This is a genomic window from Streptomyces sp. NPDC094032 (assembly GCF_040303965.1).
Classification (GTDB): Bacteria; Actinomycetota; Actinomycetes; order Streptomycetales; family Streptomycetaceae; genus Streptomyces.
Genome location: NZ_JBEOUE010000021.1, coordinates 21,878 through 43,190, shown reverse-complemented (window position 1 = coordinate 43,190; position 21,313 = coordinate 21,878). Strand labels below are relative to the sequence as shown.

Genomic DNA, 21,313 nt, shown 5'->3' with positions numbered 1-21,313 from the left:
TGTTCGATTTTTGCCCCGAACGGGTGAGGTCGGTACGGGGAGGTAGACTTATCGTGTCTGGCCGGACGCATGCCCGCGCGTGCCCTGAGCGAACCTGTGTGGGATGCCGGGAGCGAGCGGCCAAGAGCGACCTGCTGCGGATCGTGATGAATAAGGACGAGTGCGTCCCCGATCATCGCGGTACGCTGCCCGGCCGGGGTGCGTATGTGCACCCCGCCGTGGTCTGTCTCGACCTGGCGGTTCGCCGCCGGGCGTTCCCCAGGGCCTTCAAGGCCCAAGGACCGCTCGACACGGTGGCTCTCCGCCACCACGTCGAGCGGGTGGCACCGCAGTGAAGAAGTACGGCACGGAATCCCGTGCGGTCAGGTACCTCGCGAGTTGGAAGTAGGTCGAGATTGCGATGAGCACTCGATGAGTACGCGATGAGTACGCCCATGAAGTAGCGACGGTCCGGCGGTAACCGGACCTAAAAGGAGCGAAGTGGCTAAGGTCCGGGTATACGAGCTCGCCAAGGAGTTCGGTGTGGAGAGCAAGGTCGTCATGGCCAAGCTCCAAGAACTCGGTGAATTCGTCCGTTCGGCGTCCTCGACGATCGAGGCGCCGGTCGTGCGCAAGTTGACTGACGCTTTGCAGGGTCCCGGCGGCAACGCCGGCAAGACCGCTGCCAAGCCCGGCGCGCCCCGCAAGGCGACGCCTTCCCCCGCGAAGCCCGCGGCGCCGTCCCCGGCCGCCGCGGCTCGTCCCGCTGCCCCCAAGCCCGGCGCCCCGGCCCCCAAGCCGGCCCCCGCCGCGCCCGCGGCGCCGGTCACCCCGGCCGCGCCCGCGAGCAGCACCCCCTCTCCGGCTCCGGCCGCGTCGGGCCCGCGTCCGGGTCCGAAGCCGGCCCCGAAGCCCGCGCCCGCCGCGCCGGCTCCGACCACCCCGGAGTTCACGGCCCCCCCGGCCGCCCCGTCGGCCCCGGCCGCCGGTCAGCGTCCCGGCGGTGCCGCCCCCGGCCCGCGTCCCGCCGCTGCCCGTCCGGGCCAGCAGGCGCCGCGTCCGGGTCAGCAGGCCCCGCGCCCCGGCCAGCAGGCCCCGCGTCCGGGCGGTCGCCCGGCCGGCCCGCGTCCGGGCAACAACCCCTTCACCTCCGGTGGCTCCACCGGCATGGCGCGTCCGCAGTCGCCCCGTCCGCAGGGTGGCGCGCCGCGTCCCGGTGGCCAGGGTGCCCCCGGCGGCGCTCCGCGTCCGCAGGGCCAGGGCGGCGTTCCCGGCGCCCCGCGTCCCCAGGGCGGCGCTCCGCGTCCGACCCCCGGTGGCATGCCTCGTCCGCAGGCTCCCCGCCCGGGCGGCGCGCCCGGCGGTAACCGTCCGAACCCGGGCATGATGCCGCAGCGTCCCGCTGCCGGCCCGCGTCCCGGCCCCGGCGGTCGTGGCCCCGGTGGCCCCGGCGGTCGTCCGGCCGGTCCCGGCGGCGGCGGTCGTCCCGGCTTCGCCGGTCGTCCGGCCGGTCCCGGCGGTGGCGGCGGCGGCTTCGCCGGCCGTCCCGGTGGTCCCGGTGGCGGCGGCGGTCGTCCGGGTGGTCCCGGCGGCGGTGGCGGCGGCTTCGGCGGTCGTCCCGGTGGCTTCGGCGGTCGTCCCGGTGGTCCGGGTGCCCGTGGTGGCACGCAGGGCGCCTTCGGCCGTCCCGGTGGTCCCGCGCGTCGTGGTCGCAAGTCGAAGCGGCAGAGGCGCCAGGAGTACGAGGCCATGCAGGCCCCGTCCGTGGGCGGCGTGATGCTGCCTCGCGGCAACGGCGACACCATTCGCCTGTCGCGCGGTGCCTCCCTCACCGACTTCGCCGAGAAGATCGGCGCCAACCCGGCGTCGCTCGTCGCGGTGATGATGAACCTCGGTGAGATGGTCACGGCCACGCAGTCCGTCTCCGACGACACGCTGACGATGCTCGGCGAGGAGATGAACTACGTCGTCCAGATCGTCAGCCCGGAGGAGGAGGACCGCGAGCTTCTCGAGTCCTTCGACATCGAGTTCGGCGAGGACGAGGGCGGCGAAGAGGCTCTGGTCTCCCGTCCGCCGGTCGTCACCGTCATGGGTCACGTCGACCACGGTAAGACCCGACTGCTCGACGCCATCCGCAAGACCAACGTCGTCGCGGGCGAGGCCGGTGGCATCACCCAGCACATCGGTGCCTACCAGGTGGGTACCGAGGTCAACGGTGAAGAGCGCCGCATCACCTTCATCGACACCCCGGGTCACGAGGCGTTCACCGCCATGCGTGCCCGTGGTGCGAAGTCGACCGACATCGCGATCCTCGTGGTCGCGGCCAACGACGGCGTCATGCCGCAGACGATCGAGGCGCTCAACCACGCCAAGGCCGCCGGCGTCCCGATCGTCGTCGCGGTCAACAAGATCGACGTCGAGGGTGCCGACCCGGTCAAGGTCCGCGGTCAGCTGACCGAGTTCGGTCTGGTGGCCGAGGAGTACGGCGGCGACACCATGTTCGTCGACATCTCCGCCAAGCAGGGTCTGCACATCGACTCCCTGCTGGAGGCTGTGGTCCTCACCGCCGACGCCTCGCTCGACCTTCGGGCCAACCCGAACCAGGACGCGCAGGGTATTGCGATCGAGTCCCACCTCGACCGCGGTCGCGGTGCCGTCTCGACCGTCCTGGTCCAGCGCGGAACGCTGCGCATCGGCGACACCGTGGTGGTCGGCGACGCGTACGGCCGCGTCCGGGCGATGCTCGACGACAAGGGCAACAACGTCGAGGAGGCGACCCCGTCGACTCCCGTCCTGGTGCTCGGTCTCACCAACGTGCCGGGTGCCGGCGACAACCTCATCGTTGTCGACGAGGACCGTACGGCCCGCCAGATCGCCGAGAAGCGCGCCGCGCGTGAGCGCAACGCCGCCTTCGCCAAGCGCGTCCGCCGGGTGTCCCTGGAGGACCTCGACAAGGTGCTCAAGGCCGGTCTCGTCCAGGAACTCAACCTCATCATCAAGGGCGACGCGTCCGGTGCGGTCGAGGCCCTCGAAGCCTCGCTGCTCCAGCTCGACGTCGGCGAAGAGGTGGACATCCGCGTCCTGCACCGCGGTGTGGGTGCGGTCACCGAGTCCGACATCGACCTGGCGATGGGCTCCGACGCCATCGTCATCGGCTACAACGTCCGTGCGGCCGGCCGTGCCGCGCAGATGGCGGAGCGCGAGGGCGTCGACGTCCGGTACTACTCGGTGATCTACCAGGCCATCGAGGAGATCGAGGCGGCCCTGAAGGGTCTCCTCAAGCCGGAGTACGAAGAGGTCGAGCTCGGTACGGCGGAGATCCGCGAGGTCTTCCGCTCGTCCAAGCTGGGCAACATCGCCGGTGTCCTCATCCGCTCGGGCGAGGTCAAGCGCAACACCAAGGCGCGTCTGGTCCGCGACGGCAAGGTCATCGCCGAGGACCTCACGATCCACGGTCTGCGCCGCTTCAAGGACGACGTCACCGAGATCCGCGAAGGCTTCGAGGGTGGTATCAACCTCGGAAACTTCAACGACATCAAGATCGACGACGTCATCGCGACGTACGAGATGCGCGAGAAGCCGCGCGCCTGACGTACAGCGTTGATCCGGGGCCGGTCGGCGGGAAGGAATTCCGTCGATCGGCCCCGGCCGTTGCGTGTACGGTTCTGATGTCCCCGCCAAGTGGTTGGCGGGGCCATGAACCCGAACCGGCGGGACATCCGGGCATACATGTATGTGGGGACGCTGTCCTTCGATCTGCTCCTCGGCGACGTACGGTCGCTGAAGGAGAAGCGCTCCGTCGTCAAGCCGATCGTCGCCGAGCTCCAGCGGAAGTTCTCCGTGAGCGCGGCGGAGGTGTCGGGCCAGGATCTCCATCGGCGGGCCGAGATCGGCGTCGCGATGGTGTCGGGCGACCAGGGGCACCTCAGTGACGTACTGGACCGGTGCGAGCGCCTGGTCGCCGCCCGGCCGGAGGTGGAGCTGCTGTCGGTTAGACGCAGGCTCCACACCGACGAAGACTGAACTCAGCAAGCAAGGCAAGAAAGAGGAGAAGGACCAGTGGCCGACAACGCGCGGGCGAAGAAGCTGGCGGACCTCATCCGGGAGGTGGTCGCCGAGAAGCTGCAGCGCGGCATCAAGGACCCGCGCCTGGGTACGCACGTGACGATCACGGACACCCGCGTCACCGGGGACCTGCGGGAGGCCACGGTCTTCTACACGGTCTACGGGGACGAGGAGGACCGGGCCAGCGCCGCCGCCGGCCTGGAGAGCGCCAAGGGCATCCTGCGTTCGGCCGTCGGCCGGGCCGCGGGCACCAAGTTCACCCCGACGCTCACCTTCGTGGCCGACGCCCTCCCGGAGACCGCCAAGAACATCGAGGACCTCCTCGACCAGGTGCGCGCCTCCGACGCCAAGGTGCGGGACGCGTCCTCGGGCGCGACCTTCGCCGGTGAGGCCGACCCGTACAAGAAGCAGGGCGGGGACGAAGCCGCCGAATGAGCAACGCACAGAAGACGCCCGGCGGCGGCTCCCGGACGGAGGCCTCCGGAGGCCTTGTCATCGTCGACAAGCCGGCGGGCTTCACTTCGCATGACGTCGTGGCCAAGATGCGGGGGATCGCCAAGACCCGCCGCGTCGGCCACGCCGGCACGCTCGACCCCATGGCCACGGGCGTCCTCGTCCTCGGCGTGGAGCGGGCGACCAAGCTGCTCGGTCACCTGGCGCTGACCGAGAAGGAGTACCTGGGCACCATCCGGCTCGGGCAGACCACGATCACCGACGACGCCGAGGGCGAGATCACGGCGTCGGTCGACGCTTCGAAGGTCACCCGCGAGCAGATCGACGCGGGGGTCGCGGAGCTCACCGGCGCCATCATGCAGGTCCCGTCGAAGGTCTCCGCGATCAAGATCGACGGCAAGCGGTCGTACGCGCGCGTGCGCGGCGGCGAGGAGTTCGAGATCCCGGCCCGGCCGGTCACCGTCTCCTCCTTCCGCGTGTACGACGTGCGCGAGGGCACCGCGGAGGACGGCACCCCGGTCATGGACCTGGTGGTCTCCGTCGTCTGCTCCTCCGGTACGTACATCCGGGCGCTCGCCCGGGACCTGGGCGCCGGGCTCGGCGTGGGCGGGCATCTGACCGCGCTGCGCCGCACCCGGGTCGGCCCGTACAAGCTGGACTCCGCGCGCACCCTGGAGCAGCTCCAGGAGGAGCTCACGGTCATGCCGGTCGGCGACGCGGCCGCGGCGGCGTTCCCGCGCTGGGACGTCGACGAGAAGCGGGCCGGGCTGCTGCTCAACGGGGTCCGCCTGGACATGCCGGAGTTCCCGGCGGGCGCGGTCGCGGTCTTCGGCCCGGACGGGCGGCTGATCGCGCTGGTCGAGTCGCAGCGCGGCAAGGCGAAGAGCCTCGCCGTCTTCGGCTGAGCCGATTTTCCTCGTGGGGCGGGCGCGCACGCGTGCCCGCCCCACGATCCCCCTCCGCCGGGTTCCTGTCCCGCCGGAGATCACGTATTCACCCTTTCGGGCAGGCGCTCGAAGCGAACGGGGGGAGTGCGAGGGGGCGCGTTCGGTCCTGAGCTTTTCCCGGTGATCACCGCCGACCTACCGTCGGACCATGGGGAGCGGGGACCTGGCAGAGCTGGTGCGGATCGAGGATCCGGCCGGCCGGCCGTGCGGCACCGGATTCCTCGCCGACCACCAGGGCACGGTGCTCACCGGCCACGAGGTGGTCGAGGGCCGCGCCGCCCTCCTGCTGCGCACCCCCGACGGCCGCAGCCTCCGGGTCGGCCCCGCCGATCTCACCCTGCTGCCCGACTGCGGGCTCGCGCTCGTCCGCGCCGAAGGGCTGACCGCCCGCCCCCTGCCCCTGGCCGCCCGGCAGGACATCGAGCCCGGCACGTACGTACGGATCGCCGCGCACGGCTGGCGCGAGGCGCGGGTTCTCGGCGGCACGGCGGGCCCCGCCCTCGAACTGGCCATCGGCACCGAGGGCGCCGAGGCGCTGCACCTCGGCGGTCCTGCCGCCGGGGGCCCCGTCCTCGACCCCGCCACCGGAGCCGTCCTAGCGGTCCTCGGCACCGCCCTGCACGGCGACCGGCGCGCGGCGGGCCACGCCCTGCCGCTGGCCGCCCGCCCCGGCCCGCTGGCCGCGCTGCTGCTGCGCAACGCCGCCACCGTCCCCGCCTACGGCCGGGACCTCAACCTGGCCGGGGTCCTGGAGCTCACCGCCACCACCACCGGCGGGTGCGACGAGCTGCCCGCCGGGCGGCTGCGGGCCGACGACGGAGAGGACGCGGCCCTCGTGCTCGCCGTCGTCGGCGTGCCCGGCACCGGCCGCAGCACCGCCCTCGCGGGCCTCGCCGCCCGGCGCGCCCGGGGGCCGGCCCCGGCGCCCACCGTCTGGCTGCGGGGCGCGGACCTGCGCTCCGACGACCGCTCGGTCGCCGAGGCGATCGGCCGGGCCCTGCACCGGGCCGGGCGGGTCGCCGCCGCCTCCGGCACCCCCGGCGACCCCGCGCGCGCGACCCCCGAGCAGGCCGCCGCCCTCGCCCGCGCCGCCCACCGGCCGCTCCTGGTCCTGCTCGACGGACCCGAGGAGATGCCGCCGCGGCTCGCCCACCGGCTCGCCTCCTGGATCTCCGCCACCGAGCAGTGGCTCGCCGCCCACGGGGTCCGGCTGGTGACCGCCTGCCGCCCCGAGCACTGGGAGCAGGCCGGACCCCTGTACGTCACGGAGCCGAGGACCGTCGTCCTGGGCGAGCTCACCGAGGCGGCCGCGCGCGAGGCCCGGCGCCGCCACGCCGTCCCCGAGGACGGGATCGCCGCCGAGGACGCCCGCCACCCGCTGGCCCTGCGGCTGCTCGGCGAGGTCCGCGCCGCCGCCCGGGGCGAGGCGCCGGGCCGCCCCCGGCGGGACGAGGTCTTCGCCGCCCACCTGGCCCTGATGTGCCTGCGGGTCGCGGTGCGGATCGCCGCCGGCACCCGGCCCGTGGTGCGCGGGACGGCCGTGCGGCGGCTCGCCGCGCGGGTCAGCGGCCAGGTCCACGAGGCCGCCCGCCGCTGCCTCGGCCCCGGTCAGGGCGAGCTGGACCGCGAGTCCTTCGAGGAGCTCTTCCCCTGGTCCACCGGCTGGGCCTCCGCCGTCCTCACCGAGGCCCTGCTGGTCCCCGCGGGCCCCGGCTACCGCTTCGCCCACGAGGAGCTCGCCGACTGGCTCCAGGGCGCCCACCTGGACATCGACCGCGCCCTCGACACCCTGGTCCACCACCCGACCCCCCTCGCCGGCCTCCCGGTCCCCCGCCACCGCATCGGCCCCGTCCTCCAGGCCCTCCACCACCTCCACCACGACCAGGGCCCGGAGGCCCTGTCCCCCCGGCTCACCTCCCTGGCGGACGCGCTCGCGGGCTTCGCGGACGGGGGAGCGGCGGGGGGTACGGGCGGGGGCCCGGACCCGGCGGCCGTCCGGCCCGCCCACGGGAGCGCACCCGAGGCTCCCGCCCGCCACGCGGCCCCGCCCGGGCCCGGGCCCGCCGCACCGGCCGCAGGCCCCGGCCCGGCCCCGGCCCGCCACGCTCGCGCCGCCGCCCCGGACGCCCCCGCCCGCCCGGCGGCGAAGCCCGCCGCCCCGCCCCCCGAGGTCGCCGAAGGCGTCTGGTGGGCCTCGCGGCTGCTCGGTGGGGTGTTGGGTGGGGTGGGTGATCTGCGGCCGTATCTGCCTGTGCTGCGGCGGCTCGCCGACCAGATCGGGGCTCGGCCGGGGGCGGGGGAGGGGTTTCCCGGGTTCGGGGCCGGGTTCTGGGCGGGGTTGCGGGTGACCGATGGGGAGCGGGTGGATCTGTTGCGGCGGCTGGTGCCTGTGGATCCGGCGCCGGGGGAGGGTGCGCCGCCCCGGTTCCTCGACGCCGTCGCCGGGCTGCTCGCGGCGGATCCGAGGGGTGTGCAGCCGCTGCTGTGCCGCTGGTTCGGGGACGAGCGGCCGCTCGCCGCCGCGCCCGGCGCCACCGTCGGCACCGCCGCCCAGGCGGTGCTGCACACCCACCGCGGGCTCGCGGTCGACGACCTGTGCGAGGCGCTGGTCGCCACCGCCCACCCGCTCGCCGACGGGCTGCTCGGCGCGCTGGCCGAGGACGAGCCGACCGCGCTCTGCCGGGCCGTCGACCGCTGGGCCCACGACGACGGGCGCCCCGAACGGCGCACGGCCGCCGCCGTGTACGGGCGGCTCGTCGCCGCGCACGTCACGAGCGACGCCGACCGCGCCACGCTGCGCTTCGCCGCCCTCGCCCTGCTCGCCCGGCCCGCCGACCGCGCCCTGCACGCGCCCGCGCTCGCCCTGCTGGTCCGCGACCCGGAGTCCCGCGCCCGGCACCTGCCCCGCGCCCTCGCCGAGCCGGGCGTGCCCGTGGAGGCCCTCGGCGCCGCCCTCGCCAGCCACCCCGAGCCCGTCCTCGACGCCCTCCGCGCCCGGCTCCACGGCCACGAGCCCGCGGCGGTCCTGCGGCTCCTCGCCCAGGTCCCCACGCCCCGCCTGGCGCGCCGCGCCGCCGACCTCGTCGCCGAGTACGCCGAGCGGCACCCGGAGGGCGCCGAACTGGTCGCCGCCTTCGTCGACACCCGCCTCGAAGAGGGGCCGGTGGCCCGCTGCGTCCTGCACCCACTGGTGGTCCGGCTGCTCACCGGAGCCCACCCGGCCGTCCGCGCCGCCCTCGCCCCCGTCCTCGCCGCCCCCGGCACCGGCGCCTCCCGCTTCCTGCGCGCCGAACTCCGCGACGTACCGCGGGCCGCGCCCCGGGCCGTAACGAAGGTCACCTCACCCATGCCGATGGCGACCCGGCCGCATGCTCATGGCAGTCTTAGACCTGCGCCAACAGGCGTACACGCGGACTTGGGTACAGGCGGACGAGGAGCGGTCACAGTGCAGCGCTGGCGTGGCTTGGAGGACATCCCCCAGGACTGGGGGCGCAGCGTCGTCACCATCGGCTCCTACGACGGGGTGCACCGAGGGCACCAGCTGATCATCGGGCGCGCCGTGGAGCGCGCCCGCGAGCTCGGTGTCCCCTCGGTCGTCGTCACCTTCGACCCGCACCCCTCCGAGGTGGTGCGCCCCGGCAGCCACCCGCCGCTGCTCGCCCCGCACCACCGGCGCGCCGAGCTGATGGCGGAGCTGGGCGTGGACGCGCTGCTGATCCTGCCGTTCACGGCCGAGTTCTCCCAGCTGTCCCCGGCGGACTTCATCGTGAAGGTCCTGGTCGACAAGCTGCACGCCAAGCGCGTCATCGAGGGCCCGAACTTCCGCTTCGGCCACCGCGCCGCGGGGAACGTCGACTTCCTGGCCGAGCTGGGCGCCACGTACGACTACGACGTCGAGGTCATCGACCTGCGCGTGACCGGCGCCGCGGGCGGCGGGGAGCCGTTCTCCTCGACGCTCACCCGGCGGCTGGTCGCCGAGGGCGACATGGCGGGCGCCGCCGAGATCCTGGGCCGCCCGCACCGCGTCGAGGGCATCGTCGTGCGCGGCGCCCAGCGCGGCCGCGAGCTGGGCTTCCCGACCGCCAACGTCGAGACCCTGCCGCACACCGCGATCCCGGCCGACGGCGTCTACGCGGGCTGGCTGACGGCCGCCGGCGAGCGGATGCCCGCCGCGATCTCGGTCGGCACCAACCCCCAGTTCGACGGCACCGAGCGGACCGTCGAGGCGTACGCGATCGACCGCGAGGGCCTGGACCTCTACGGCCTGCACGTGGCCGTCGACTTCCTGTCGTACGTGCGCGGCATGCTCAAGTTCGACACCCTCGACGACCTCCTCACGGCGATGGCCGACGACGTCAAGCGCAGCCGCGAGCTGACCACCGCCTACGACGAGGCCTGAGCGCCCCTCACCGGGTGACGCCGCCCGCGCGCGGGCGCGGCCGTTCGGTGGACTGCCGGGTGGAACTCTCGTATCGACGCCGGACGCCGACAGCCCCCTGAAAGGGGGGACGCGCCGCCGTCCCGCATGGTGACGCTCCGTGCCCGGTCCGTCGCTCGCGCGGTTGCGGGCTCCGGGCGGCCGGGCGAGTGTGGGCGGCAGTCCATGGCGAACGAGACGAAGGAGCGCTTGTCGTGGTGACCCTGTGCAAGCCGGCGGTGGCCGTACCCGAGTACGTGATCACGATGGAGGAGACCCTCGACCTCGCCCGCGCGCGCCATGCCGACCATCCCCAACTGCCTCTCGCCCTCCGGCTGATCGGGAACACCGGGGTCGCCCGACGGCACCTCGTGCGGCCGATCGAGGAGATCCTGGAACACCCCGGCTTCGAGGAGCGCAACGAGATCTACGCGGCGGAGGCGAAGGCCCGCGTCCCCGCCGTGGTCGAGAAGGCCCTGGCCAACGCGGGTCTCGGCGCCGGCGACATCGACATGATCGTCTACGTGTCGTGCACGGGCTTCATGATGCCCTCGCTGACCGCCTGGCTGATCAACAGCATGGGCTTCCCCAGCCGCACCCGGCAGGTGCCCATCGCCCAGCTCGGCTGCGCCGCCGGAGGCGCCGCGATCAACCGGGCGCACGACTTCTGCACCGCCTACCCGGACGCCAACGTCCTCATCGTGGCCTGCGAGTTCTGCTCGCTGTGCTACCAGCCCACCGACCTCGGCGTCGGATCGCTGCTCTCCAACGGCCTGTTCGGCGACGCCGTCGCCTCCGCCGTGGTGCGCGGCCGGGGCGGCACCGGCATCGCCCTGGAGCGCAACGACTCCCATCTGGTGCCCGGCACCGAGGACTGGATCGCCTACAGCGTGCGCGCCACCGGCTTCCACTTCCTCCTCGACAAGCGGGTCCCGGGGACGATGGAGCCGCTCGCGCCGGCGCTGCGCCGGCTCGCGGGCGAGCACGGCTGGGACGCGGGCGACCTGGACTTCTACATCATCCACGCGGGCGGCCCGCGCATCCTCGACGACCTCAGCCACTACCTCGACGTCCCGCCGGAGGCCTTCCGGTTCAGCCGGTCCACGCTCACCGAGTACGGCAACATCGCCAGCGCCGTCGTCCTGGACGCGGTGCGCCGCCTCTTCGACGAGGGCGGTCTCCAGGAGGGCGCCCGAGGCATCCTCGCGGGCTTCGGCCCGGGCATCACCGCGGAGATGTGCCTGGGCCGGTGGACCAACGGGGAGCCGGCGCGGGAGCCGGACCTCGCCGCCCGCCGGATCGTCGGCTACGCGCCCCGCCACGCGCCCGCGGCCCGCACCGTCGCCTGACCCCTCCCGCCCGGCCCGCGCGCCGGGCGGGGCCCCGGGCGGCGGTCGCCGCGCTCAGCCCCGTACCGCCTCCCGCGCCGCCCAGTGGCAGGCCGCCGCCGGATGTCCGTCGCCGCCGAGGACCGGCAGGTCCTCGGTGCGGCAACGGTCCGCGACCTCGGCGGCCCGGCCCGAGGCGAGCACCTGGCAGCGCACGTGGAAGCGGCAGCCGGACGGGACGCGCGCGGGGTCCGGGGGCTCGCCCGCCAGCACCACCGGCTCGCCCTCGGACTCCGGAAGGACCGACAACAGCGCCTGCGTATAAGGATGCTGAGGATTCGTCAGGACCGATTCGACCGGGCCGGTCTCCACGATCCGGCCCAGGTACATCACCGCCACCCGGTCCGCGATGTTCCACGCGAGCCCCAGATCGTGCGTCACCACCAGCGCCGAGAGACCCAGCTCGTCACGGAGCCGCAGCAGCAGCGCCAGGATCTCGCCGCGCACCGAGGCGTCCAGCGAGGCCACCGGCTCGTCCGCGACGATCAGCTCGGGCTCCAGGACCAGCGCGCCCGCGATGACCACCCGCTGCCGCTGCCCGCCGGACAGCTCGTGCGGATAGCGCAGGAAGAACCGCTCCGGCGGCCGCAGCCCCGCCCGGGACAGCGCCCCGGCGACCGCGGCCCGCTCGTCGCCCGCGTACCCGTGGATGCGCAGCCCCTCCGCCACCGCGTCGTACACCGTGTGCCGGGGGTTCAGCGAACCGCTCGGGTCCTGGAGGACCAGCTGGGCCCGCCTGCGGTACGCCTTGAGCGCCTTGCCCGAGTAGCCGAGCGGCGCCCCCGCGAACGCCACCTCGCCCCCGCTCGGCCGGACCAGGCCCAGCAGCGACCGGGCCAGCGTGGTCTTGCCGCACCCCGACTCGCCGACCAGGGCCACGATCTCGCCCGCCCCGATGTCCAGGTCCACCCCGTCCACCGCCCGGGCGGCAGGACCGCCGCGCCGCCCGGGGAAGACGACCCGAAGGCCGCGCGCCGACAGCAGCGGCCCCGCCCCCGGCTCCGGCGCGCCCGCGCCCGTGCTCGTCCCCATGCCCGTACCCGTGTCCGTACTCAAGTGGTGCTCCCCACGTGTACGCAGGCCGCCCGGCGCCCCGCGCCCGCGTCCCGCAGCTCCTGGTCCTGCTCCGCGCAGAGCTTCACCGCCACCGGGCAGCGCGGGTGGAAGGCGCACCCGGCCGGCAGCCCCGCCGGGTCCGGCGGGTCGCCCGGCAGGCCGCGCGGGGCCCGCCGGGAGGCTGGGTCGCCGATCCGCGGGAACGCCCCGGACAGGGCCCGCCCGTAGGGGTGCGCGGCGGCCTCGTACACCGCCTTCGCCGGACCCTCCTCCACCACCCGCCCCGCGTACATCACCGCGAGCCGGTCGCAGGTGTCGGCGAGCACGGCCAGATCGTGGCTGATCATCAGCAGGCCGATGTCCTGCTCGGCGACCAGCCGCTCGATGAGCCGCAGGATCTGCGCCTGGATCATCACGTCGAGCGCGGTCGTCGGCTCGTCCGCCACGATCAGCCGCGGATCGCAGGCCAGCGCCATCGCGATCATCACGCGCTGCCGCTGCCCGCCGGACAGCTCGTGCGGATAGGCCGCCGCCCGAGCGGCCGGAAGACCCACGTGCTCCAGGAGCTCCCCGGCCCGGGTGCGGGCCGCGGCCGGGGTGGACCGGCCGTGCACCAGCAGCGGCTCGGCGATCTGGTCGCCGATCCGCCGGACCGCGTTCAGCGAGTGCATGGCGCCCTGGAAGACGATCGACGCCCCCGCCCAGCGCACCGCCCGCAGCCGCCCCCACTTCATGGTGAGGACGTCCTCGCCGTCCAGCAGGATCTCTCCGCTCATCCGCGCCGAGGCGGGCAGCAGCCGCAGCAGCGCGAGCGCCATCGTCGACTTCCCGCAGCCGGACTCGCCGGCCACGCCCAGTTTGCTCCCGGCGGGCAGGCTCAGGTCGACCCCACGCACGGCGGGGACGGCGGACGCGCCCGACCCGTACGTCACGCTCAGGTTCCGTACCTCCAGAAGGGTCATCGACCCACCCCCAGCTTCGGGTTGAGCACGGACTCCACGGCCCGCCCGCACAGCGTGAACGCGAGCGCGACCAGCGCGATGGCGATGCCGGGCGGGGCCAGGTACCACCAGTGGCCGGACGAGACGGCGCCCGCCTCCCGCGCGTCCTGGAGCATCCCGCCCCAGGAGACCACCGTGGGGTCGCCGAGCCCGAGGAAGGCCAGGGTCGCCTCGGTGAGGATGGCCGTCGAGATACCGAGCGTGGTCTGCGCGAGCACCAGCGGCATCACGTTCGGCAGCACGTGCCGGGTCATGACGTGCCCGTGCCCGCCGCCGAGCGCGGTGGCCCGTTCGATGTACGGGCGCGACTCCACCGCGATCGTCTGCGCCCGCACCAGCCGGGCGGTCGTCGGCCAGCTGGTGACGCCGATCGCGAGGATCACCGTCCACATCGAGCGGGACATCACGGTCGCCAGGACGATCGCGAGGACCAGCGTCGGCATCACCAGGAACCAGTCGGTGATCCGCATGACGACGGTGGAGAACCAGCCGCCGTAATGCCCGGCGACGATCCCGACGAGGGTGCCGATGGCGACGGACAGCACCGCCGCCAGCAGCCCGACGAGCAGCGAGATCCGCGCCCCCCACACAAGCAGGCCGAGCAGCGAGCGCCCGAACTGGTCGGTGCCGAGCGGGAATGCGGCGCTCGGCGGCTCCAGGGCGGTGCCCGGCGCGTTGGTCACCGACTGCACGTCGGCGCCCACGGTCAGCGGCGCGGTCAGCGCGAGCAGCGCGATCAGGGCGAGCCCCAGCAGGCCGTACAGACCGGCCCGGTGGCCGCGGTAGGACTTCCAGAAGCGGGCGGCGGTGCCGCGCCTGCGTTCCCAGGTCAGAGAGGTCATCGGCCCACCCGGGGGTCGAGCAGCGGATAGAGCAGGTCGGCGAGCAGGTTCATCACGATCATCGCGCCCGCGAAGACCACGAACAGGCCCTGCACCAGCGGGAGATCGGGCACGCTGAGCCCCTGGTAGAACAGTCCGCCGAGCCCCGGCCAGGAGAAGACCGTCTCCACCAGGATCGAACCGGCGACCACATGGCCGAGGTTGATGAAGACCATCGTCACCGTCGGCAGCAGCGCGTTCGGCACGGCGTGGCGGCGCCGTACGGCGTCGTCGCGCAGCCCCTTCGCCCGCGCGGTGGTCAGATAGTCGCCGCCCATCTCGTCGAGGAGCGAGGAGCGCATCACGAGCAGGGTCTGCGCGTAGCCCACGGCCACCAGCGTGAGCACCGGCAGCACCATGTGGTGGGCGACGTCGAGCGCGTACGCGAAACCGGTCTCGCCGGTGCCGGACTCCATGCCGCCGGTCGGGAAGAGACCCGGGATCGGGCCCATGCCCACCGAGAACACGATGATCAGCAGCAGTCCGAGCCAGAACGACGGCACCGACCACAGGGTCAGCGCCACCCCGGTGTTGAGCCGGTCGCCGAGGCTGCCGTGCCGCCAGGCCGAGCGGGTGCCGAGCCACAGCCCGAGCGCCGAGTAGAGCACCACGGCCGTGCCGGTGAGCAGCAGGGTCGCGGGCAGCTTCTGGGCGATGAGCTCGCCGACCGGGGCGCGGAACTGGAAGGACATGCCCAGGTCGCCGCTGAGCGCCTTGGCGCAGTAGTCGGTGAACTGCTGCCACATCGGCTGGTCGAGGCCGAACTGATGGCGCAGCGTGGCCAGTTGCTCGGCCGAGGTCGGAAGCCCGTGGGTCATCGCCTTGACCGGGTCGCCGGGGATGATCCGGAAGAGGAAGAAGCTGGTCACGAGCACGGCGAGGAGGGAGACGGCCGCGCCGGCCACCTTCCCCGCCGCGTGGCGCAGATACGCGAGAGCGGTGGCGGACCGTGGTGCGCCGCCCTCCGCGGCGCGGACCGGCTCGGTCCGTGCCACGGAGGCGGGAGTGCTTGCGCTCGTCACCGGCTACTCGCGGTCGTCGGAGGTGGAGCGGCGGCGCATCCCGAGGAAGATCCCGAGGCCGACGACCACGACCACGGCGGCGCCGATCCCGACGATCACCCCGGTGGACGAGGAGCCGGACGTCGAGTCGGCGGCCTGGGCGGCGGGCACGGCCGACCACCAGCTCCAGTAGCCGTCCTGGCCCCAGAGGTTGCCGGCCGCCGAGGGCATCGTGGTGATGGAGCCGATCTGGTCGGTGCGGTACGCCTCCAGGGCGTTCGGGTACGCGATGACGTTCATGTACCCGGTGTCGTACAGCCGCGACTGCATCTGCTTGACCAGCGCGGACCGCTTGCCGGCGTCGTACTCGACGGCCTGCTGCGCGTACAGCGCGTCGAAGCGCGGGTCGCAGATGAAGTTGTCGGTGGCGCCGGAGTCCTTCGGGGTCGCTGGCAGCGCGCCGCAGGTGTGGATCGACAGGACGTAGTCCGGGTCGGGGTTGACCGACCAGCCGTCGAAGGCGAGGTCGTAGTCGCCCTTGACCCAGGGGTCGGAGACGCTGTCGAGGCACTCGACCTTCAGGCCGATGCCCAGCGCGCCCCACCACTCCTGGAGGTACTTGCCGATCGCCTTGTCGTTCGGGTCGGTGGCGTGGCACAGGATGCGGAAGTCGAGCGGCTTGCCGTCCTTGCCGACCCGCTTGCCCTCGCCGTTCTTCTTGTACCCGGCGGTGTCGAGGACCTGCGCGGCCTTGGCGGGGTCGTAGCCGCGCTTCTGGTCGGCGGCGGGCTGCCAGAAGTACGAGCCGAAGCGCGGCGGGATGTAGCCCTCGCCCTCGACGGCGTGGCCCTGGAAGACCTTGTCGACGAGGGTGGCGCGGTCCACGGCGAGGAAGAGCGCCTTGCGCACCTCCGGGTCGAGCAGCGCCTTGTTCCCGTTGCCGAAGGCCTTGCCGTCCTTGGCGCGGGCGCCCGGGTTGGTGGCGAGGGCGAAGAAGCGGCGGCCGGGGGCGTCGTTGACCTTGATGTCCTTCTGGGTCTTCAGCGCGGCGGCCTGGGCGGGGGTCAGATTCGGTACGAAGGACACCTCGCCCTTCTGGAGGGCGGCGACGGCCGCGTCCCCGTCCTTGTAGTACTTGAAGACCAGCTCGTCGAACTTGGGCGCCCCGCGCCAGAAGCCCTTGTTGGGCTTCAGCTTGATGTACTGGTCGACCTTGAAGTCCGTGATGACGAACGGGCCGTTGCCGACGATCGGGAACTGCTTGTCGTTGTTGAACTTGGAGAAGTCCGAGACCTTCTCCCACACGTGCTTGGGCACGATCGGCACGTCCAGCGCCGTCATCGTCGCCTGCGGCTGCTTCAGCTCGATGACCAGGGTCTGCGGGTCCGGCGCGCTGACCTTCCTGAAGTTGGCGGTGAAGCTGCCGTTGGCGGTCGCCGCGTTCGGGTCGGTCATCATCTTCTGGAAGGTCCACGCCGCGTCCTCGGCGGTGGCCTGCTGCCCGTCGGACCACTTCGAGTCCTTGCGGATCGTGTACGTCCAGGTCAGCTTGTCCGGCGACGACGTCCACGCGGTCGCGAGGCCCGGGACGACGTGAGCGTCCTTCGGGTCGTAGTTGGTCAGGTACTCGTAGGCCAGCCGGTGGATGCTGGTGGAGACCAGCTTCTGGGCGAGGAAGGGCGACAGGGAGTCGACGCTCTGCGAGACGGCGACGGTGAGCGTGGTGCCGGAGCCCGCCTTGCCGTCGGCCGCCTGTGCCGTCTGTGCCGCCTGGGGGACGGCCACGAGCGAGGCGGCGGCGACACCGCCGGCGACGAGCAGGCGGAGGGCTCTGTGAGTGGGTGCCGGACGGGGTGGTGCCTTCGTGACCATGACCATGGGACGTGACCTCGCGTCGGGATGCGTGCGTCGTGGGAAGTGCCGTGGATCTTGGGCTGACGATGGATGAAGCGAAGGTGTATCAGCGGTGGTCTGCCGTCGTCAACGATGTCTCAAACCCCGTGTGGGCTGCGGGAATGCCAAAAGCCCCCGTACCGGAACACCGGTACGGGGGCTCATTGGTCTACTCCTGTGACGCCCTACTGCTGAGGGGCTGGCGGAGCCTGCGGAGGCTGCTGCGGCGGCCAGTTGGGCGGCGGGACCTGCCCCTGCGGATCGGCCTGCGGCGGGAGCGGCTGCGCGGGGGGCTGCTGCCAGCCCTGCGGTACGGGGGGCTGGCCCGGGTGGGCGTCGTACGGCTGTCCGGGTGCGGGGGGTGCTCCGTACGGCTGACCGGGCTGACCCGGGTGGCCCGGCTGCGGGTAGGGCTGGCCGGGGGCGGGCTGGCTCTGCTGGGGGTAGGGCTGGGGGGCGTACGGCTGTCCGGGCATGGGCTGCCCCGGCATGGGCTGCCCCGGCATGGGCTGGCCCGGCATCGGCTGTCCGGGTACGGGCTGTCCGGGCGCGAGCTGGCCCGGCATCGGCTGCCCGGGCATCGGCTGGCCCTGACCCATGCCCATGCCCTGGCCCTGGCCATAGCCCGGCATCGGCGGGGCCATGTGCGGGGGCAGACCGCCCTGGCCGTCACCGGTCCACAGGCCCTGCGCCTGCTGCGCCCGTACGAAGTCCTCGGCCACCATCGCCGAGAGGTGGAAGTACGCCTCGCGGGTCTTCGGCCGCATCATGTCCAGGTCGACCTCGGCGCCCGCCGCCAGATGCTCGTCGAAGGGCACCACGACCACCCCGCGGCAGCGCGTCTGGAAGTGCTGCACGATGTCCTCGACCTTGATCATCTTGCCGGTCTCGCGGACCCCGGAGATGACGGTGATCGAACGCTGCACCAGCTCCGCGTACCCGTGCGCGGAGAGCCAGTCGAGCGTCGTGGAGGCGCTGGAGGCGCCGTCCACGGACGGCGTGGAGATGATGATCAGCTGATCGGCCAGGTCGAGCACTCCGCGCATCGCGCTGTAGAGCAGACCCGTGCCGGAGTCGGTCAGGATGATCGGGTACTGCTTGCCCAGGACGTCGATCGCCCGCCGGTAGTCCTCGTCGTTGAAGGTCGTCGAGACGGCGGGGTCCACGTCGTTGGCGAGGATCTCCAGACCGGACGGCGCCTGCGAGGTGAACCGGCGGATGTCCATGTACGAGTTGAGGTACGGGATCGCCTGCACCAGGTCGCGGATGGTCGCCCCGGTCTCGCGGCGCACCCGGCGCCCGAGGGTGCCGGCGTCCGGGTTCGCGTCGATCGCCAGGATCTTGTCCTGCCGCTCGGTGGCGAGGGTCGCGCCAAGGGCGGTGGTCGTCGTGGTCTTGCCGACGCCGCCCTTCAGCGAGATGACCGCGATCCGGTAGCAGGAGAGCACCGGCGTCCGGATCAGCTCCAGCTTCCGCTGCCGCTCCGCCTCCTCCTTCTTGCCGCCCAGCTTGAACCGGGCCGAAGCGCCGGGATTGCGGCTGGACTTGGCCTTCTGCTTGTTGTTGCGCAGCAGCCGGTCGGAGGAGAGCTCGACGGCCGCGTTGTACCCGAGCGGGGCGCCCGGCACGGACCGCTCGCGCTGGTCGTGCGTCACGGCCGTGGGCCACGCGGCCCCGGTCCGCGGATCGACCGGCGGGGGCGCCACGACGTAGTCCGGCGGCAGACTCCCCGGCTGCGGGGTCTGCGGAGGCTGGGGCTGCGCGGGGAAGGGCTGCGGGGGCTGCGGGAAGCCGTAACCGCCCTGCGGCGGCTGCGGGGCCTGCGGCGGTACGGGTACGGGCGGGGCGTCCTGCGGCTGCGGCTGGCCCGGGTGCGGGAAGCCGTAACCGGCCTGCGGGGGGAGCGGCTGAGGGGGCTGGGGGAAGCCGTAGCCGCCCTGCGGGGCCTGCGGCGGCTGCGGCTGGCCCGGGTGCGGGAACCCGTATCCGCCCTGCGGCGGCACCGGCGGCGCGGGCCAGGACGCGGTGGCGGGCAGCGGCGCGGCGGGCGGCTGCCCACCCGGGACCGGCTGGGCGGGCCACTGCGGCGCGGGCGCGGGCGTCGCGGGCTGGAACGAGGGCGGCAGCGGCGGCAGCCCGGGGCTCTGCGGCGGCACGGGAGCCATGTCGGGCACGGGCTGGGCGGGCGGCAGCCCGGGGCCGGGCACGACGTCCTGCGGTGCGGGGGGAGCGGGGGAGACGGGCGCGGGCTGGACGGGCGGCAGCTCCGTGGCGGGGCCGTCGGGCACGGGCGCGGCGGCCAGGGGCGCGGTGGCCTGCGGCACGACGTCCTGCGGCGCGTCCTCGGCGGCGGGCTCCTGCGGCTCGGGCTCCGGGTCGGCCTGCGCCTCGGCTTCGGCCGGGATCCCGGGCTCAGCCGTGGCCTCCGGGGCGGTGGCCGTGTCCTCGGCGTCCGCCGTAGCGGCCTCGGCGACCGGCTCGGGGGCGACGGTGTCCGCCGTCGGCTCCGTCGGCTCCGGCGCGGGCTCGGGTGCGCCGCTGGTGTCCAGGGAGGCGGGGGGTACGACGGGAGCGGCCTCCGGCGCCTCGGCCGGGGCGGGCTGCTGCGCGGCCTGATCCCGCTCCGCCATCTCGCGCTTCAGCGCGGCGGGGGAGAAGCGCATGGTCGCACCGCTCTCCACGTCACCACCGCCGAAGGCCACGGGCGGAGGCGGAGGCGTCGGCGTCCAGGTCGGCTCGAAGCCGCCGGCCGCCGGGAGTCCGGGCACCGCGACCGGCGCACCGGTCGGCGGGGGAGGCGTGGGCGCACCACCGGTCGACGCACCCGACGCGTTCTGGGTGTACCAGGCCGGAGGGGTGTAGTCGATCGTGAACTCACCCGTCATCTCGGCGGCGTCCGCGTCGGACTGATCGTCGACGGGCGGGTTCCAACCCCCGTTCATCTCGTCCCGATCGCCGTTCACTTTGCCTCCTGCTGATTGGTCGCGCACCCTATGTGCCGTCGTGGGCGGGCACTTCCCACCCTAAACGCCAACCGTGCCCGTCGGGCAGGGCCGACGGCCCCCCGCCGCGCCCCGCGCGGAACACGCCCGGGCCCCAAGTGACCCACGCGTACCGGAGCGTGAAACCCCCGGTGAATCAAATCCATGGAAAAACGGACAGGTTGGACGGTTTCGCCCGCTCAGTCCATCCGGCGCGCGCCGCCCAACAATCCGGTCTCGGCGTCCGTGGCCTGGGTCATCACGAACTGGCGGTCGTTCGGCGTGCACCACAGGGTCACGCCGTCGGCGAGCGTCGACAGGGCCTCCGACTCGGTGCGCTGGAGGCCCATGATGCGCCCGATCTGCGTCGCCTCGTCGGGGGAGACCCGCTGGATCCCGACCAGGGAGGACTTCTCCAGGAGGCGGGGGGCGACCGGGCTCAGGTAAGGGAGGAGGGTCACGACGGACTGCCAGGGCCCGGACACGACCCGGCCGCGCGGCGGCCGCATGCCGCAGTCGCGGACGACGACCACGGGGCTGCCCGCGGAGGCGCCCTGCGGCGGCACCCGGCCCACGTCGTGCAGGGTGATGCAGGGCTGTCCGCCGCCCGCCGCCTGGGCGAGCGCCGTCCACGCCTGCGCGCGGCCGGTCTCGACGGCGATGCGCGCGCCGGTGGCCGCCGCGCGCAGCGCCAGCACCTGCGCGGTCCACAGACCGCCGATGAGGGTGACGTCGTACGGGCTCGGCCGGTTGATGCCGAGCACGGCGGGCCGGCCCTCGGCGTCCACGCCGACGACCAGACCGTCGTCGCCCACCGGCAGGGCCAGCGCGCCGAGTTGGTCGATCGGGACGGAGTGGCGGTCCCGGCGCGGCCCGATCAGCCCGAAGCCGAACCGGGGCTTCGACCCCCGCCCCGCACGCCGCCCGCCACCGCCCGCACCACCGCCACCGGCCCGCCGCGAGACAGCCCCAGCAGGCCGCCCCCCAGACACACCGACCCCAGCCTGCCCGAACCCCTGCCCGGTGGCCTGCCCGGTCGGCTGGCCCATGGCCTGGCCGGAGGCCTGACCGGTCAGCTGCCCGGCCTGCCCGAACCCCTGCCCGGCCGCCTGGCCCACGCCCTGCCCCATGCCCTGCCCAGCGCCCTGCCCAAGACCAAGCCCCTGGCCCTGCCCAACCCCCTGCCCCCCGGCCTGACCCACCGCCTGCCCCATCCCCGGACCCATCCCCGGCCCCGTCCCACTCATCGGC

The 21,313-nt window shown here is 73.9% G+C and carries 14 protein-coding genes and 1 pseudogene; 8 read left to right on the top strand and 7 right to left on the bottom strand.

Annotated features, from left to right (window positions below):
- The first annotated feature begins 53 nt into the window (after positions 1 to 53).
- The 8 genes and pseudogenes from ABTZ54_RS26095 to ABTZ54_RS26060 all read left to right on the top strand — a co-directional run bounded on the left by ABTZ54_RS26095 (position 54) and on the right by ABTZ54_RS26060 (position 11,210).
- A complete protein-coding gene (locus ABTZ54_RS26095) occupies positions 54 to 335 on the top strand; it encodes a YlxR family protein (protein WP_351667541.1) in 282 nt (93 codons plus the stop codon).
- A 145-nt stretch (positions 336 to 480) separates the two neighbouring features.
- The gene (infB, locus tag ABTZ54_RS26090; RefSeq protein ID WP_351667539.1) at positions 481 to 3,570 is read left to right on the top strand and encodes a translation initiation factor IF-2; all 3,090 of its coding nucleotides are present in this window, start codon (positions 481 to 483) and stop codon (positions 3,568 to 3,570) included.
- 138 nt (positions 3,571 to 3,708) lie between these two features.
- Positions 3,709 to 4,002 carry a DUF503 domain-containing protein gene (locus tag ABTZ54_RS26085; RefSeq protein WP_351667719.1) on the top strand — a complete coding sequence of 98 codons (294 nt, stop codon included), beginning with the start codon at positions 3,709 to 3,711 and terminating at the stop codon, positions 4,000 to 4,002.
- A gap of 36 nt (positions 4,003 to 4,038) precedes the next feature.
- Positions 4,039 to 4,479: a 30S ribosome-binding factor RbfA gene (rbfA, locus tag ABTZ54_RS26080; RefSeq protein WP_351667537.1), complete on the top strand. Its 441-nt coding sequence runs from the start codon at positions 4,039 to 4,041 to the stop codon at positions 4,477 to 4,479.
- Entirely contained in the window at positions 4,476 to 5,402 is a 927-nt protein-coding gene (truB, locus tag ABTZ54_RS26075; RefSeq protein WP_351667535.1) for a tRNA pseudouridine(55) synthase TruB, read from the top strand. Before rbfA ends, truB begins: the two co-directional genes overlap by 4 nt.
- A 190-nt stretch (positions 5,403 to 5,592) precedes the next feature.
- Positions 5,593 to 6,036, top strand: a pseudogene (locus ABTZ54_RS26070) (trypsin-like peptidase domain-containing protein); the annotation flags it as partial.
- Between the two features lie 2,853 nt (positions 6,037 to 8,889).
- Positions 8,890 to 9,843 (top strand): bifunctional riboflavin kinase/FAD synthetase, encoded by a 954-nt coding sequence (locus ABTZ54_RS26065; protein ID WP_351667717.1) that lies wholly within the window; start codon positions 8,890 to 8,892, stop codon positions 9,841 to 9,843.
- A 233-nt stretch (positions 9,844 to 10,076) separates the two neighbouring features.
- The gene (locus ABTZ54_RS26060) at positions 10,077 to 11,210 is read left to right on the top strand and encodes a type III polyketide synthase (protein WP_502997316.1); all 1,134 of its coding nucleotides are present in this window, start codon (positions 10,077 to 10,079) and stop codon (positions 11,208 to 11,210) included.
- 54 nt (positions 11,211 to 11,264) lie between these two features.
- Here the strand turns inward: ABTZ54_RS26060 and ABTZ54_RS26055 are convergent, their stop codons facing one another.
- The 7 genes from ABTZ54_RS26055 to ABTZ54_RS26025 all read right to left on the bottom strand — a co-directional run bounded on the left by ABTZ54_RS26055 (position 11,265) and on the right by ABTZ54_RS26025 (position 21,111).
- Complete coding sequence (locus ABTZ54_RS26055; RefSeq protein WP_351667715.1) at positions 11,265 to 12,281, bottom strand: oligopeptide/dipeptide ABC transporter ATP-binding protein; 1,017 nt, start codon at positions 12,279 to 12,281, stop codon at positions 11,265 to 11,267.
- Positions 12,282 to 12,301: 20 nt separating this feature from the next.
- Entirely contained in the window at positions 12,302 to 13,267 is a 966-nt protein-coding gene (locus ABTZ54_RS26050; RefSeq protein ID WP_351667531.1) for an ABC transporter ATP-binding protein, read from the bottom strand.
- Positions 13,264 to 14,148: an ABC transporter permease gene (locus ABTZ54_RS26045; protein ID WP_351667529.1), complete on the bottom strand. Its 885-nt coding sequence runs from the start codon at positions 14,146 to 14,148 to the stop codon at positions 13,264 to 13,266. The genes ABTZ54_RS26050 and ABTZ54_RS26045 overlap by 4 nt, the downstream gene beginning before the upstream one ends.
- Entirely contained in the window at positions 14,145 to 15,209 is a 1,065-nt protein-coding gene (locus ABTZ54_RS26040; protein WP_502997315.1) for an ABC transporter permease, read from the bottom strand. The genes ABTZ54_RS26045 and ABTZ54_RS26040 overlap by 4 nt, the downstream gene beginning before the upstream one ends.
- 3 nt (positions 15,210 to 15,212) lie before the next feature.
- Complete coding sequence (locus ABTZ54_RS26035; RefSeq protein ID WP_351667713.1) at positions 15,213 to 17,060, bottom strand: ABC transporter substrate-binding protein; 1,848 nt, start codon at positions 17,058 to 17,060, stop codon at positions 15,213 to 15,215.
- 206 nt (positions 17,061 to 17,266) lie between these two features.
- Positions 17,267 to 20,044, bottom strand: a complete 2,778-nt coding sequence (locus ABTZ54_RS26030) for an SCO5717 family growth-regulating ATPase (RefSeq protein ID WP_351667525.1) — start codon at positions 20,042 to 20,044, stop codon at positions 17,267 to 17,269.
- A 218-nt stretch (positions 20,045 to 20,262) separates the two neighbouring features.
- Positions 20,263 to 21,111 carry a hypothetical protein gene (locus tag ABTZ54_RS26025; RefSeq protein WP_351667711.1) on the bottom strand — a complete coding sequence of 283 codons (849 nt, stop codon included), beginning with the start codon at positions 21,109 to 21,111 and terminating at the stop codon, positions 20,263 to 20,265.
- Positions 21,112 to 21,313: the final 202 nt, after the last annotated feature.

What these genes read in the sequence shown, in the direction of transcription:
- ABTZ54_RS26035 (WP_351667713.1), bottom strand. Translation starts at nt 17,060, where the DNA reads ATGGTCACGAAGGCACCACCCCGTCCGGCACCCACTCACAGAGCCCTC.
- ABTZ54_RS26055 (WP_351667715.1), bottom strand. Translation starts at nt 12,281, where the DNA reads ATGGGGACGAGCACGGGCGCGGGCGCGCCGGAGCCGGGGGCGGGGCCG.
- ABTZ54_RS26025 (WP_351667711.1), bottom strand. Translation starts at nt 21,111, where the DNA reads ATGGGCCAGCCGACCGGGCAGGCCACCGGGCAGGGGTTCGGGCAGGCT.
- ABTZ54_RS26045 (WP_351667529.1), bottom strand. Translation starts at nt 14,148, where the DNA reads ATGACCTCTCTGACCTGGGAACGCAGGCGCGGCACCGCCGCCCGCTTC.
- ABTZ54_RS26050 (WP_351667531.1), bottom strand. Translation starts at nt 13,267, where the DNA reads ATGACCCTTCTGGAGGTACGGAACCTGAGCGTGACGTACGGGTCGGGC.
- truB (WP_351667535.1), top strand. Translation starts at nt 4,476, where the DNA reads ATGAGCAACGCACAGAAGACGCCCGGCGGCGGCTCCCGGACGGAGGCC.
- ABTZ54_RS26085 (WP_351667719.1), top strand. Translation starts at nt 3,709, where the DNA reads ATGTATGTGGGGACGCTGTCCTTCGATCTGCTCCTCGGCGACGTACGG.